Origin of the sequence: Syntrophomonas sp. DTU019, assembly GCA_913757435.1 — a bacterium.
Taxonomy (GTDB): domain Bacteria; phylum Bacillota; class Syntrophomonadia; order Syntrophomonadales; family Syntrophomonadaceae; genus DTU019.
On the sequence record CAJYDM010000002.1, the window covers coordinates 291,015 to 305,146 of the forward strand.

Annotated in this window: 13 protein-coding genes and 1 other RNA gene; 3 read left to right on the forward strand and 11 right to left on the reverse strand. The window is 49.3% G+C overall.

Features of this window, described 5'->3' with window-relative positions; all coding sequences use genetic code 11:
• The first annotated feature begins 13 nt into the window (after positions 1-13).
• The 3 genes from AC15IQ_RS07035 (at position 14) to AC15IQ_RS07045 (ending at position 3,422) form a co-directional block, all read left to right on the forward strand.
• Positions 14-1,138, forward strand: a complete 1,125-nt coding sequence (locus tag AC15IQ_RS07035) for an agmatinase family protein (protein ID WP_483178173.1) — start codon at positions 14-16, stop codon at positions 1,136-1,138.
• 65 nt (positions 1,139-1,203) lie between these two features.
• The gene (locus AC15IQ_RS07040; protein ID WP_483178175.1) at positions 1,204-2,328 is read left to right on the forward strand and encodes an aminotransferase class I/II-fold pyridoxal phosphate-dependent enzyme; all 1,125 of its coding nucleotides are present in this window, start codon (positions 1,204-1,206) and stop codon (positions 2,326-2,328) included.
• Between the two features lie 101 nt (positions 2,329-2,429).
• The gene (locus AC15IQ_RS07045) at positions 2,430-3,422 is read left to right on the forward strand and encodes an ornithine cyclodeaminase family protein (RefSeq protein ID WP_483178177.1); all 993 of its coding nucleotides are present in this window, start codon (positions 2,430-2,432) and stop codon (positions 3,420-3,422) included.
• A 29-nt stretch (positions 3,423-3,451) separates the two neighbouring features.
• On the opposite strand, the gene AC15IQ_RS07050 is transcribed toward AC15IQ_RS07045, so the two are convergent.
• From AC15IQ_RS07050 to aroF, 11 genes are all read right to left on the reverse strand, one after another.
• A complete protein-coding gene (locus tag AC15IQ_RS07050) occupies positions 3,452-4,246 on the reverse strand; it encodes an REP-associated tyrosine transposase (protein ID WP_483178179.1) in 795 nt (264 codons plus the stop codon).
• A gap of 285 nt (positions 4,247-4,531) precedes the next feature.
• Positions 4,532-4,960 carry an ACT domain-containing protein gene (locus AC15IQ_RS07055; protein WP_483178181.1) on the reverse strand — a complete coding sequence of 143 codons (429 nt, stop codon included), beginning with the start codon at positions 4,958-4,960 and terminating at the stop codon, positions 4,532-4,534.
• A gap of 11 nt (positions 4,961-4,971) precedes the next feature.
• Positions 4,972-6,270 carry a phenylacetate--CoA ligase family protein gene (locus AC15IQ_RS07060; RefSeq protein WP_483178183.1) on the reverse strand — a complete coding sequence of 433 codons (1,299 nt, stop codon included), beginning with the start codon at positions 6,268-6,270 and terminating at the stop codon, positions 4,972-4,974.
• Positions 6,271-6,274: 4 nt separating this feature from the next.
• A complete protein-coding gene (locus AC15IQ_RS07065; protein ID WP_483178185.1) occupies positions 6,275-6,964 on the reverse strand; it encodes an endonuclease III domain-containing protein in 690 nt (229 codons plus the stop codon).
• A gap of 34 nt (positions 6,965-6,998) precedes the next feature.
• Positions 6,999-7,724 (reverse strand): tRNA threonylcarbamoyladenosine dehydratase, encoded by a 726-nt coding sequence (locus AC15IQ_RS07070; RefSeq protein WP_483178186.1) that lies wholly within the window; start codon positions 7,722-7,724, stop codon positions 6,999-7,001.
• Between the two features lie 2 nt (positions 7,725-7,726).
• A non-coding RNA gene (ssrS, locus tag AC15IQ_RS07075) (6S RNA) lies at positions 7,727-7,906 on the reverse strand.
• Positions 7,907-8,008: 102 nt separating this feature from the next.
• Positions 8,009-9,766 carry an aspartate--tRNA ligase gene (gene aspS / locus AC15IQ_RS07080; protein WP_483178187.1) on the reverse strand — a complete coding sequence of 586 codons (1,758 nt, stop codon included), beginning with the start codon at positions 9,764-9,766 and terminating at the stop codon, positions 8,009-8,011.
• Positions 9,763-11,049, reverse strand: coding sequence for a histidine--tRNA ligase (hisS, locus tag AC15IQ_RS07085; protein ID WP_483178188.1), 1,287 nt, complete (start codon positions 11,047-11,049; stop codon positions 9,763-9,765). Before hisS ends, aspS begins: the two co-directional genes overlap by 4 nt.
• 57 nt (positions 11,050-11,106) lie before the next feature.
• Complete coding sequence (gene hemZ, locus AC15IQ_RS07090) at positions 11,107-12,597, reverse strand: coproporphyrinogen dehydrogenase HemZ (RefSeq protein WP_483178189.1); 1,491 nt, start codon at positions 12,595-12,597, stop codon at positions 11,107-11,109.
• Positions 12,598-12,743: 146 nt separating this feature from the next.
• Positions 12,744-13,283, reverse strand: a complete 540-nt coding sequence (locus AC15IQ_RS07095; RefSeq protein WP_483178190.1) for a prephenate dehydratase — start codon at positions 13,281-13,283, stop codon at positions 12,744-12,746.
• The gene (gene aroF / locus AC15IQ_RS07100) at positions 13,283-14,122 is read right to left on the reverse strand and encodes a 3-deoxy-7-phosphoheptulonate synthase (RefSeq protein ID WP_483178191.1); all 840 of its coding nucleotides are present in this window, start codon (positions 14,120-14,122) and stop codon (positions 13,283-13,285) included. The genes AC15IQ_RS07095 and aroF overlap by 1 nt, the downstream gene beginning before the upstream one ends.
• Positions 14,123-14,132 lie beyond the last annotated feature (10 nt).

Here is a 14,132-nt window from a genome sequence, read left to right on the forward strand (position 1 = left end):
GCGAGGTAATAGAATGTCAGACCAGGGAGTCATTAGTAATAAGGATAAGGAGAAGATCAAATTTGCTTTCGAAAATGCCAAGGAATTGCTAAAGACTCAGCAAGCTCGCGGGGAGAGGATCGAGCTGTCTATTTTAAAAGGCGATACGCCGACCTTTATGGAGTATCCCCTGGCAAAAAAACCACAGGACTTAATAGGTGCTGATGCTGTAATTTTGGGCATACCTTTTGAAGGCCTGACAATTCAAACTCCTATGATAATGGCTCCGCCTACTTGCGGCAGACCGCCTCAGGGGTCGGTGTACTGGCGCATGGGAGCAGATATTGGCACGGATATGATTCGAAAGTATTCAATTTATTATTCCATTAATCATAACCGCGGTTATTTCCCTGAAATTGATAAAGATCTGGTCTTTGAGGATCATATTCGGGTGGTGGATTATGGTGATGTGCCATACACCCCGGATGATATTGAAGGCAATCTTGAACGGGCGGAAGAAAAAGTAGCGGATATTGTAGCGGCAGGAGCAGTGCCTATAATTCTAGGCGGTGATCACACTGTGCCTACACCCACCTTAAGAGCCATACTCAAACCAAGAACCCAGAAAATAGGGCTCATCGTTTTCGACTCCCATATGGACCTTTCATATGAGCCAAAAAACTGGGCTTCAACCGAATGGAGCCAGGTGCTTGAACTTGGGAAAATAAGTCCTGATAATTTTGTTTGCATTGGAATAAGGGGGGTGCGCAATTCTATTTTCGAAAGAAATGTGGCCCGTGAATTGGGACATCGTGTTATCACGATTGACGAGGTGAAAGATCGCGGTATTAAAGATGTTATGGATGAAGCCATAAAATTAGCAACCAACGGTACTGATGGGACTTATTTTTCTTTAGATATTGACGTTATGGATCCAAGTCAGGTGATGTCGCAGAAAGCCCCGGAATTTTGGGGGCTGACTATGGATGAAATGTTCCATGCCCTGCGCCGCATCACCAGAGAGAAGATTATCGGCTGTGATATCAATGAGTATACCCCTGATTATGATTTAAATGGTATGGGGGCGCAATTCTGTGCTCGTGTTGCGGCTGAATTTCTGGGAGGAATAGCCTTAAGAAAACGTGATAAAAAGGACTGAGTAAGGCGGCCACCCATTTATAGTATTGTTATGGGATGATAAATAGCACTAGAGGAGACAACAACATGCGCATTAATGAATTCAAACTCGAAAAATGGCTGAATCCCAGGGATGAAGGATGTAAGTACAACCTGGGTGCAAGCTGTGTGAAGGCATTTACGGTTAAGGAATTATTTGATTTGATCGGAGAGGATTGTGGCACATTTTTAAAAGAAGTAGAGGAAATGAGCCTTCATTATGGACATTTTTTCGGCTTTAGAAGACTATTGGAGGCCATCAGCAAAATGTACCGGGAAGTGACCGCGGATATGATTTTGACGGTTCATGGTGGTACTGGGGCCAACAACATGGTAATTACTGAGCTGTTGGAACCGTCCGATAATGTGGTCATCTTTATGCCCAATTACCAGCAGCATTATTCAATCCCGGAATCGATGCAAATAGAAACGCGGTATATTGAATTAAAGGAAGAAAACGGTTATTTGCCGGATCTCGATGAATTACAAAGATCAGTTGATTCAAATACCAAGATGATCATAATAACCAATCCCAACAATCCGACTGGAGCTTTTATTGAAGAAGACATGTTGAGAGAGATTGCTAAAATCGCTGCAAATGTGAATGCTTATATACTGTGTGATGAAATCTATAGGGGTTTAAGCGATGATTACATGGCATCGATAGTGGATGTGTACGAAAAAGGCATTGCGACCAGCAGCACCTCAAAGGTGTTTTCGATGGCGGGAACCAGGGTTGGCTGGGTTGTAACCCGGGATAGGAGTACATATGAAAGACTGCAAAACAGGCGTTCTTATGACACCATTTGCGGCGGTGTATTTGATGAATTGATCACAGCCATCGCCTTTGAAAACTACGAAAAGATTTTACGCAGAGCCCGGCAAATAGTCCGGGAAAACAAAGCCATCCTGGATAAATGGCTGGATACTCAACCGCACTTGTCATGCCAATACCAAAGCTTAAGCTCCACAGTTTTCATAAAGTATGATTTTGATATTCCCAGTGATCAATTATGTTTGGACATATATGAAAAAACCGGGGTCTTGCTTTGCCATGGTGATTGTTTCGAAATCCCAAATGCGTTCAGGTTAGGATTTGGATTTGGTAAGCCGGAAATGCTTAAGGAAGGACTTCGATTGTTGGGTGATTATTTCGCTAAAATGGAAAAATAGAATGATATTGCCTTTTTCCAGGAAATGACTCTCTGGGTTGCTGGCTGATAGGTAAATATCTGGGCGCAATTGGAAGATTACCGATAAGGAGAGCAATACATATGTATCCACTTCGTATTTTAAATAGTGAGCAAACCAGTTATTTGCTCAACATGGAAGATGCCATTTCCGATGTGGAGTTGGCGTACAGGCTGTATGCCAGAGAAGAAGCCGGAGTATTTCCGGTAATAGTCCATCACTTTGAAAGCGGAAAGCGCGAAATTGATCTGAAATCAGGCCACCTGGCCGGCGCAGGTGTGTTTGGTATGAAAATGCTTGGCTTTTGCTCTGAAAATCCCCAGCGGGGGTTGGCCTCTTTGTCAGGATTAATCGTGGTTATGGATGTGGATAAACAGCAGCCCATAGGAGTCCTTGACGGAACCCCGATTACTTTTATGAGAACAGGAGCGGCTGGCGCAGTGGCAGCAAGAGCACTGGCAAGAAAAGATGCTAAAAAGGTACTTATAGTTGGTGCCGGTAATCAGGGCAGAGCCCAGCTGCTAGGGCTTGCTACAGCCATGCCGACCCTCGAGGAGATTTATATTTGCGACATTATTTATGAAAAAAGTTGCCAGTTTGTTGAGGAACAAAAGGGTAAGTTTCCAAATTTACGGTTAAAAGCGGTGCTTTATGCTGAGCTTGCAAAAACTGCCGGTCAAGCAGATATTATTGTTACCTGTACACGTTCCCGGAAGTTTTTTATTAATAAACAATGGATCAAAGCAGGTACCCACATTAACGCGATTGGGGCTGACATGCCGGGGAAACAGGAAATCGAACCGGAATTATTAGCATCTATAAAATTATTCGGCGATTCACGTGCGCAAGTAATACAAAAAGGTGAGTGCCAACATGCGGTCAAATCCGGGAGGATTTCTGCAGATGATATTGCTGAGATCGGGGAGGTGCTTGAAGGTATAAAACCGGGAAGAAATTCGGAAGATGACATTACCCTTTTTGATGCCACCGGGATGGCCATTCAAGACTTGATCGTTTCAGCCCATTTGCTTGAGAAAGCCAAACAATTGAACATCGGCCTGGAGGTTGAATTTTAAAAGTGTCAGGGGACGGTTCTCTGACACAGCTACTTAATTCTGATCCTCTGTACTAACCCGCGATTAACTTCTAACAGTTCGGCTATTCGTCTGATAGACAGTGTGGATCGCGTTTTGAGTTCTCTAATGGTTTCTTCAATTACCGCCCGATGGCTTTTTAGCATCCGGTAGTCACCTTCGATACCATGTATAATGGCCTGATTCTTTAGGAAATCCATCACCTGATACGAAGTTAGCAAATCCTTTGGTGCATCTTCTTTCACATCCAAAAATGTTTCCAGACTTTCATCCTCCATGAATTGGGCAAAAAGCAATCTTGCTTCTCTTTGGTCCTTAGCGAATATTGATAGGATAAAGTCAGTATCTACATTGGAATTAGTCCGAGTCCCCACATATTCACAATAACTACTCCAATTGTATCGTCCAGCGTGGTTTACCATTCCGGCCTTAACCGGATTTTGATGGATATAACGTAATACAGCCAACAAGTGCCTTTCATCTTTGATCGGCTCGCTCTTAAAACGGTCCTGGAAAAGGTGCCCAATGCGATGATATTTTTGGTTAAAGTAGTTTGCGAAGCTAACATTAATCCTTTTCATTGTTAGGCCCAATGTTTCATTACCCTCTCGAATAAGTAGATGCACATGATTATCCATCAGGCAATAGGCATACAAAATAAACCCTACTTCCTTCTTCTTGATCGACAATGTTTCCAAAAACCTCAACCGATCTTCATCGTCGAAGAACAGGTTTTTACGCTCGTTGCCTCTTAACATAACATGGTAAATTCCAGTCTCACTTATAACTCTCTGATATCTAGGCATTCACTTGTTTTCCCCGGTAAAAGTATTTTACATATTTTACCAGGTTGTGTTCTGTGTGTCAAAGCCCCGTCCACTGATAAAAACCGGGCTGAAGGATATCTTCAGCCCGGTTACTTGCTTTGTTGATCGACAATGTGTCAAAGAACCGTCCCCTGACACCATCTGTCAAAGAACCGTCCCCTGACACCATCGAAAATGTGTCAAAGAACCGTCCCCTGACACTTTGTCAAAGAACCGTCCCCTGACACTTATCAAAGAACCGTCCCCTGACACTTACCCTGACACTTATAGTTCATACAGCTTCTTCTCATCCAGAAAGCGTATACCCTGCTTATCAAAGGCCTTTTTGGCCTTTTCTATATCTTCCACTTTAAAAATGATCAGGGCGTCATCTTCTTTGGTCCCTAAAAAAGCATAAAGGTATTCGATATTGAGGTTTTCCTCGGCCATCCTTTCTAATACCGTGGCTAGGCTGCCTGGTGTGTCCGGAACCAGCACGGCGATAACTTCGGTCTGGCTGACGGTAAATCCTTTTTCTTTTAATATGCGGTAGGCTTTCTCGGGATCGTTGACAATCAGGCGCAAGATGCCAAAATCAGAAGTATCTGCGATCGACAATGCACGGATATTCACCTCTGCATCCCCTAAGACCCGGGTCACATGAGACAGCCTGCCGGACTTGTTCTCCAGAAAAATCGAAATCTGTTTGGCCATTGTAATCCCTCCTATAACTTCCTGTTGTCAATTATTCGCTTCGCTTTGCCTTCACTTCTCTCAATGGTTCTGGGCTCTACCAGCCGCACCCGCACCGCTATACCCAGACCGCTGTCCAGTTCCCGGCTGATCCTGGCCTCCAATTCTTCCAGCCTCCTCACCTCGTCGCTGAAGACCTGCTCGGAAACCTCCACCTGCACCTCAAGGCGATCTAAATTGTTGACCCGGTCTACTACCAGCTGGTACTGCGGCTCAATTCCAGGTATCTGTAATAGAATACTCTCCACCATGGAGGGGAATACGTTGACCCCGCGAATGATGAGCATATCATCGGAGCGGCCCAGTATTTTCTGAATACGGGCATGGGTCCGTCCGCATGCACAGGGCTGACGGTTTATCTGCGTCAGATCCCGGGTGCGGTAGCGCACCAGGGGCAGGGCCTGTTTGGTCAACGAAGTGATGACCAGCTCGCCTCGCTCGCCATAAGGCAGAACCGCTCCGCTGTCAGGATCTATTATTTCCGCCAGAAAATGGTCTTCTGCCAGGTGCAAGCCCTGCTTGCAGGCACATTCGCTGGCCACCCCCGGTCCGATGAGTTCGGTCATGCCATAGACATCGTAAGCATCAATCTCCCATTTGCTCTCGATCTCTTTGCGCATGTTCTCCGACCAGGGCTCGGCTCCAAATAGCCCTGATTTGAACTTGAATTCTGAGCGATCCAACCCGGACTTAAGGAATTCCTCATACATGACCAGGGCGTATGAAGGAGTACAACCTAAAAGCGTAGTGCCGTAATCGTGCATCAACATTACCTGACGGCGGGTGTTGCCGCCTGATGCCGGCAGGACTGCTGCACCTATCTTCTCAGCTCCGTAATGTCCTCCCAAACCTCCGGTGAACAAGCCGTATCCCCAGGTGATCTGAATGATCGAATCGGCAGTAGCTCCGGCACCGGTCAAAGCCCGGGCCATCAATTCGGCCCAGTTTTCGATATCATGCTGGGTATATCCGGCCACGGTTGGTTTGCCCGTAGTGCCGGAGGAGGACTGTATGCGCACCACATCACGCATCGGGACTGCCAACAGCCCGAAGGGATAATTATCACGGAAATCCTGCTTGGTGAGAAAGGGCAGATATTTAAGGTCTGCCAAATTGTTAATGTCCCGGGGATTCACCCCGGCTTCATCCATCTTGGACTTATAGGCCGGAACAGAGTCATAAACCCGAGAAACTGTATCTTTTAATCTGCTTAATTGTAGTTTATCTAACTCCTCCCGAGGCATACATTCCTGCTCTTTATTCCAAATCATTATTCTACCTCCTAGTATTATTTTCCTGCTCTTGGTAGTACCTACACCCGGATGAGATCGGGCAGGTCCCGCACTGGGGGCGTTGTTTTTTACAGTATTCAGCTCCCAGTTTGACCAATAGCGCATGGTATTCGTTGTACAGTTCAGGCTGCGGTGGCAGATTCTCCTGAAAATAGCTCTGTAAACGTTGATAATCGATCTCTTGTGGAACTGATCCCATGCGGGTAAAAATGCGCTTGGTATAGGCGTCCACCACGAAAACGAGGTGGTTGCCCGCATATAACAATATCGAATCGGCCGTTTCCGGCCCTATGCCCCACAGCTGGAGCAGTTCCCGGCGCAGTTCTGCGGTGGGGTTATCCAGCATCTGCTCCAAGTCGCCTTCATAGCGGTCACAAACCCAACCCAAGAAGGACTTCAGCTTGCGAGTCTTCTGGCGGTGGTAACAGGTAGAATGAATCAACTCGGAGAGAAGTTGGTCTTCCATATTTAATAGGGCTGAAAAATCTAGATTGCCGGTCTGCTTAAGGTTGGTTATGGCCTTCTCCACGTTTTTCCACGAGACTCCTTGGGTGAGGATAGCGCCGACGATTATTTCCAACTTGCTCTCCCCGGGCCACCAGTGACGAGGGCCAAACGCAGCCAGAAGTTGTTCATATACAGTTAATACTGACGAATGCTGGGGTTGAAACAAATGTAAACCTTCCTTCCTGATGTGGCTCGCAATTTTAGACCAGACCCAGATAACGGTTTAAGGCTTGCTGGGCCATCAACAGGCCGGCGCTGGCAGTGACAGTTACCATACTGCCTAATGAGGCCGGACCCGCTGCATCGGCCAGCTTTCTAGGCTGTTCCCGGGAGAACACTACTTCCACACCGTGGTGGATATCATTCTTGCGCAGCTCCCGGCGCACTTTGCGGGCCATAGGGCAAACACTGGTCTGGCTGATATCGGCTACGGTGAGCAGGCGCGAATCGATACGATTGGCAGCCCCCATGCAGCTGATCAGCGGTATTTCCTGTTGAATACAGGTTTTTATCAGATGAATTTTATCAGGAAGGGAATCTATAGCGTCGAGGACGTAATCATAGTCCTGATGGGCGAATACCTGATGACTGGTTTCGAAGTGAAAACGAAGGGTGAACAGGGTCAAGTTTATAGAAGGATTGATATCACGCATTCTGGAAGCCATGGCCCGGGTTTTGTATTCCCCCAGGGTGCTGTGCAGAGCAGGCAGTTGACGATTGAGATTACTGTGTTCGATCTGATCGCTGTCTGTTATGGTGATTCTTCCCACCCCGGCACGAGTGATGGCTTCTGCAGCATATGAACCCACGCCGCCCAACCCAACAATTAAAAAATGGGCTTGTTGCAGTTTGTCCATGGCCCGTTCTCCTAACAGGAGTCGGGTACGCTGCCAAATATCGGTCATAACACCAGCCTCGACCTGCATATAAAAACCCCACCGAGCCGTGGGCAACCGTTGTTTAAACCTGCTACGCAGGTGGGTACCCTCCCACATGATTAATGTTTCCCATCTTAAACGGGCTTACAGCCACATATGGAGATCAGGTTCCCTAATTTTTGGTGTTGGCAAAAACTAAACGGCTGTTCTCACGCACACAGCAGGGATAATTGATTACTAGTATCTCTCGTTAGCAAAACTATAACACATTTGGGGCTTGGCTTTCAAGAAATGGCCCCGCCCATTATCTCTCCAAAATGTATCATGCAAGGTTATTTTTCCTTAATTTTAAGTGATAATTCCCGCAATTGCTGGGAACTGACCTGAGAAGGCGCTCCAGTTAAAGGACAGGCAGCACTCTGCGTCTTGGGAAAAGCGATCACATCACGGATACTCTGCCGGCCGGCCATTATCATCAAGAGGCGGTCGATGCCAAATGCGATGCCGCCATGGGGAGGAGTACCGTACTCAAAAGCTTCCAGCATATAGCCAAACTTCTCCGCGGCTTCATCCATGCTCATCCCCACCTGTTCAAACATCATTTCCTGCAAATCGCGGCGGTGAATACGGATGCTGCCGCCCCCGATCTCAGTGCCGTTTAATACCAGGTCATAAGCCCTGGCTTTGACTTTTAAAGGCTCAGACTCCAGGAGTTCGATATCCTCCGGACGCGGTGCGGTGAACATGTGATGCACCGCCACATAACGCTGTTCCTCATCATCGTATTCCAACAAGGGGAAATCGTATACCCAGGTAAAATTCAGTTCCTGGGGGTCAGCCAGGCCAAGCCGCCGCGCCAATTCCAGGCGTAAAAATCCCATCACCCGGTTGACCACTGCAGTGGAATCGGCCCCAAACAAGAGCAGGTCTCCGGGTTTAGCATCCAGTGCTTGCATTATACCGTCGATTTCAACCTGGGTGAGGAATTTTGTGATGGGGGATTTCAATTCATTTTCCGTGCAGACGATCCAAGCCATGCCTTTGGCACCGCTGTCCACGGCCAGCTTGCCCATTTCATCGATTTCGCGCCGGGTCCAGGAAGCGCATCCCCGGGCGTTGATAGCCCGCACCACACCTCCATTCTGAACCGCCTGGGAGAATACTTTAAACTGGCTGTTGTGAAGTATAGCGGTGAGATCCACTATCTCCAGGCCAAAGCGCAAATCCGGGGCGTCGCTGCCGTATTTAGCCATGGCTTCGTCATAACGGATGCGCGGGAAGGGGGTTTTTATTTCCCGGCCAGTGGCAGCGAACAACAAGACCATCATTTCCTCTACCAGAGTGAAGATATCCTCTTCATCGATAAACGACATCTCCATGTCCAACTGAGTGAATTCCGGCTGGCGATCGGCACGCAAATCCTCGTCGCGGAAACAGCGGGCGATCTGAAAATACTTATCCAGCCCGGCTACCATGAGCATCTGTTTGAATATCTGTGGTGACTGGGGTAAACCGTAAAAGCGTCCTGGATGAACCCGGCTGGGAACCAGATAATCGCGAGCCCCTTCCGGTGTGCTGGAGGTCAAGATCGGGGTCTCCACCTCGATGAAACCTCTGGCATCCAGAAAATCGCGGATAGTTTTGACGATACGGTGTCTGAGCATGAGGTTATCCATCATCTCCGGGCGGCGCAGGTCCAGGTAGCGGTATTTCAGACGCAGATTCTCATCCACGTCAAGGTTGTTTTCAATGTAAAAAGGCGGGGTTTTGGCCTTGTTGAAAACCAGCAATGCGGATACAGATATCTCCACCAGACCGGTTTTAAGATTGGGGTTTTCAGTGTCTTTAGGCCTCTTCTGCACCGTGCCTCTGATGGCTGCTACATGCTCCGGCCTGATTTGTTCGGCTACGGCAAAGGCATCCCTATCCACCTCGGGGCTGCATACCGCCTGAATTATGCCGGAACGATCGCGCAGGTCAATGAAAATCAAACCTCCATGGTCGCGGCGGGTGTTGACCCAGCCGTTGAGAACCACCTCCTGGCCTACCTGGCTGGTCCCTATCTGTGTGGCGTAATGGGTTCGTTTCATTGTGCCTGTGCCTCCTCATTATGATGCAAAAGTTTGGTTATAGCTGGGACCAGGTCAACTCTAGGTATGGCTACCTGTTCCTTATCGATCATATTGCGTACGGTCACGAAGCCTTGTTTGACTTCGTCTGCACCGACAAATAACACCAGAGCAGCCCTGCTCTTGTCAGCATATTTCATTTGTGCCTTGGCTTTGCGGTCCATGTAATCCTTGTCGGCGGAGATGCCGGCTGCCCTCAACTGCTGCAGGATAATTACCGCTTCTTCTTCATACTGAGCTTCCATAACCGCCACAAAGACTTCCACTCCGCCATTCCCCCGGTTCACTGTGCCCTGCTGCTCCAGGGCCAGCAAGAGCCTTTCCATGCCCAAGGCAAAACCTATGCCGGGCAGATCGGGTCCTTCGATGGCTTTTACCAGGCCATTGTAGCGTCCCCCGCCTCCCACCGCGCTCTGAGCGCCGATGCCGGGGATATGGATCTCAAAGGCGGTATTGGTGTAATAATCCAGGCCTCTGACCAGTTGGTCATCATGTTCAAAACAGATGTTATGCGATAAAAGGGTGTGACAAACCCGCTGATAATGCTCGGCGCAATTAGAGCAGAGATGATCTAACAAACGGGGATGTCCTTTTATAGCCTGTCGACAGCGTTCTTCTTTGCAGTCCAATACCCGCAGCGGATTCTGCTGAACACGCTGCTGGCAGTCCGGGCAGAGTTCCTTAGAAAACGGGTCGATGAATGCCAATAAAGCCTGGCGGTAGCTCTCCCGGCAGGAAGGGCAGCCCACCGAATTGATATGCAGGCGGTATTCGGACAGGCCTATGGCCTGCAGCATGTGCACCACCATCATCAATACCTCGGCATCCACCATGGGACTGGTACTGCCGAAGACTTCCACCCCGAATTGATGGAATTGCCGGTAACGACCGCTCTGGGGTCGGTCATAGCGGAACATCGGCCCGTAATAGAACCATTTTACCGGCAGCAACCCGGTGTGAAGGCTGTGCTCGATCAGTGCCCGGGCGCAGCTCGCTGTCATCTCAGGCCTTAAAGTCAGGCTTCGCCCTGATTTATCAAAAAAAGTATACATTTCCTTGCTGACGATATCGGTGCCTTCACCCACTCCCCGTTCGAACAGTTCTGTATGCTCGAAGATGGGGGTGCGGATCTCCTGATAGCCGTAGAGACCGGCCACCTCTTTTAGGCTTTGTTCCATAGCCTGCCAGTTGCGGGAGTTGGGAGGCAGAATATCGTAAGTGCCCCGGGGGGCTTTGATAGGCATAAAATCCTCCAAGATTGTGAATATTGGGTAGAATAACGTCCATTGTCATGGATAATTCTAATTTAATGCCCCAAGCTTGTCAACTTTACGAGAGATCAGCTTTTGCACGGTTTGACAGTAGGCCTTCGGGTTTTTGGGATTGTAAAAAGATTCCAGGGAGCCGGCCTTCAAATCAATAAATTTGCTACCGGCCCCACCTCCCACGCCAATGATGGTCTGTCTCTCCTCGATCATCTGAATATTGTAGAGACAGAAGGAATCCTGCCTGGCATACCCCAGGTTCTCCATGCTGGCTTTCATGTACTTCTGCCGGTACAGGTAATAAGGAACATAGCCAGCCTCACGCAAGAGGCGGCTAAACAGTTCCACTCCTGCCTCAACCTGGCTGGTCCTCTCAGCGGGAGTTATGCCGTTTTCCCGCTCAGCCATGAGCGAACCCCTTTTTAACGCCAGGGTGTGTACCGTGATATTATCTGGGCGCAACTCCAGAATTTTCTGTGCAGTGTGCGTGTTTTCCTTCAGGCCTTCATCAGGAAGGCCTATGATTACATCCATATTTATTTTTTCGATTCCAACTTCCCTTGCCCATTCAAGGGCTTGTATCACTCCTTTCTGATCATGACGTCGGCCGATAGTCGTTAATGTAGAATCATTCATGGATTGAGGGTTGATGCAGATGCGGTTGACCCCATGCGCCTTCATAAGACGCAGTTTGTCAGGGTCAAGGGTATCCGGCCTGCCTGCCTCTACAGTGATCTCCACCGTTTCCGGGGTTATCCAACCCTTTGCGCTAAGCTCGGCAAATAACTGTTCCAGGTGGGGTGTGGAGAGCACTGTAGGGGTACCTCCGCCCAAATATACGGTTTGAACCTTCAGGCCGCGCTCTTGCAGACAGCCTGAGATAGCCCTGATTTCATGAAGTAACGCATCCATGAAAGGAGTGATTTCGCGGTCATAATCTTCTAACACCGCCCCGGGAAAGGAACAGTAATAACAGCGTGAAGGGCAATAAGGTATACCAATATAGATGCTGACCCATTTCCCGGCCTCCTCCAGGGGGAGCAAATAAGGCCGGTTGGCAAATGCTATCTCGGTTAGTAAACGGGCTTTTTCCTCCGTCAGACGGTATTCTGACTTGAGTCTGGCTTCGATCTCAGAGGCTGCCAGGCCTTGATCGATAAGCCGGTGTACCAATTTCACCGGCCTCATCCCAGTCAAAATGCCATAGCGGTTGATATTTTGCCCGGTCAATTGGCATAGCATGTCATAACTGAAAGCCCGCACTTGCTGTTTGGCCCAGTTCAAGACCCGATCCCGGGCTTTCTCCGGTATAAGTAAACCTTTTTCCCAGTTGCGTTTGTCATCGGGGGTGCGGATCTCAGCGCTGATGGTGGCGTGCTTTGCCCTGATATCCAGCCGCAAACGAAGATGCAGATCTGCTTCCCCATCCCGGGTACGCTCAATTTCACAACCGGGAAAGGCCATCCTTATCAGCTCATGAATGCTGTCGTACAGTTCCGGGGGCTTAAGGTCCAGTATGATACGCAATTGGTGTCCTCCTAGCTTTTGTCAATCTTTTATCAACTGATCGACCTCTGGGGCCGATCAGTTTGGGCCTTGGTCGGGGGCATCTCCAGGTCTGCTGATTAAGGCTGAAGTAGCTGCATAGCCCTAATCTGCCCTACCCATCGGTCTCAGGAAACTGCGATATGCACGAACCGGGTAACATTGCCTGGCCTGTTGATATCGTGCTGTAGTATCTTCAAGCCATAATTACGGGCGGCATGGAAACTGCTAATGGAGGCAGCCCGGCGGGGTTCGGTCAGTAAAGCCCGGGCCGCACCGGCGGTACTGGCGCAAGGCTGCAACTCAACCCAGCCCAACTGACTGGTGATGAAGTGGCGGCACTGCTCAATGGCCAGGGGATGGGATATGATCACCTCCACTTCATGCAGGCGGCAGGGTTTACAGACCATGAGATGCTGCCGCACCGGCATCTCGAAATGGCCTTTGATCAGCAGGGAGTTTTTGTAGAGCAGATTCAGGGTAGGGTTCACCCATCCGGTCAAGGTGTTGTAAAGGGGGGCCAGGGCTCCCTGCACCTGACGGTTGGCGAGCATGGCACCGATTGTATCGAGACTTTCCACGGTGGTAAGCTCAACTTTCGGTCCCCAAAACTTGCGGGCCGCTTCTTCGCTGAAGGTGCCTGCCGGGCCGAGTACAGCATAGGCCATTAGCGCACCCTCCTTCCCATCACTGCCACCAGAGCTTCCAACTGCCGCATCAATTGGCTGAAGCCTCTGGGGGTAAGAGACTGTTCTCCGTCTGACAGGGCGGTTTCTGGCCGGGGATGGACTTCGATCATCAATCCGTCGGCTCCTGCAGCTACAGCGGCCATAGACATGGGGCCTACCAGACTGCGCACCCCGGTGCCGTGACTGGGATCGACTATCACCGGCAGGTGGGAGAGCTGTTTGACCAGGGCCACCGCATTCAAATCAAGGGTATTCCTGGTCCAGGTTTCAGCACTGCGTATGCCCCGTTCACACAGGATAACCTGCTTATTGCCACCGGCCAAAATGTATTCCGCCGCCAGGAGCCATTCTTCGATAGTGGCCGAGAGGCCTCTTTTCAAGACCACCGGTTTATTGATTTTTCCCAATTTGCGCAATAGACTGTAATTATACATGTTGCGGGCGCCGATTTGGATTATATCGCTATATTCCATCACCGCATCCAGGTCTTCACCATCCATCAATTCAGTGATCACCGGCATATTCATTTCCTCACCTACTCGGGCCAGGCATTGCAGCCCGGAGCGGCCGTGGCCTTGAAAACTGTACGGAGAAGTGCGCGGCTTATAGGCTCCCCCGCGGAGCATTACCGCACCGGCCGCCCTGACCTTGAAGGCGGTTTCGCGCAGGTTATCTTCGTTCTCAATGGCACATGGGCCTGCTATTACCGGAATCTGCTTGCCTCCGAAGCATACATTCTTTACTCTTATCATGCTGGTTTCTCCGTCTGTAGCCGCTACCAGCATGGAGGCAGTCTTTTTCAATGCAGTATTTATCATGATAGACCAT

What these genes read in the sequence shown, in the direction of transcription:
- AC15IQ_RS07035 (WP_483178173.1), top strand. Translation starts at nt 14, where the DNA reads ATGTCAGACCAGGGAGTCATTAGTAATAAGGATAAGGAGAAGATCAAA.
- AC15IQ_RS07040 (WP_483178175.1), top strand. Translation starts at nt 1,204, where the DNA reads ATGCGCATTAATGAATTCAAACTCGAAAAATGGCTGAATCCCAGGGAT.
- AC15IQ_RS07045 (WP_483178177.1), top strand. Translation starts at nt 2,430, where the DNA reads ATGTATCCACTTCGTATTTTAAATAGTGAGCAAACCAGTTATTTGCTC.
- AC15IQ_RS07050 (WP_483178179.1), bottom strand. Translation starts at nt 4,246, where the DNA reads ATGCCTAGATATCAGAGAGTTATAAGTGAGACTGGAATTTACCATGTT.
- AC15IQ_RS07055 (WP_483178181.1), bottom strand. Translation starts at nt 4,960, where the DNA reads ATGGCCAAACAGATTTCGATTTTTCTGGAGAACAAGTCCGGCAGGCTG.
- AC15IQ_RS07060 (WP_483178183.1), bottom strand. Translation starts at nt 6,270, where the DNA reads ATGATTTGGAATAAAGAGCAGGAATGTATGCCTCGGGAGGAGTTAGAT.
- AC15IQ_RS07070 (WP_483178186.1), bottom strand. Translation starts at nt 7,724, where the DNA reads ATGCAGGTCGAGGCTGGTGTTATGACCGATATTTGGCAGCGTACCCGA.
- aspS (WP_483178187.1), bottom strand. Translation starts at nt 9,766, where the DNA reads ATGAAACGAACCCATTACGCCACACAGATAGGGACCAGCCAGGTAGGC.
- hisS (WP_483178188.1), bottom strand. Translation starts at nt 11,049, where the DNA reads ATGCCTATCAAAGCCCCCCGGGGCACTTACGATATTCTGCCTCCCAAC.
- AC15IQ_RS07095 (WP_483178190.1), bottom strand. Translation starts at nt 13,283, where the DNA reads ATGGCCTATGCTGTACTCGGCCCGGCAGGCACCTTCAGCGAAGAAGCG.
- aroF (WP_483178191.1), bottom strand. Translation starts at nt 14,122, where the DNA reads ATGATAAATACTGCATTGAAAAAGACTGCCTCCATGCTGGTAGCGGCT.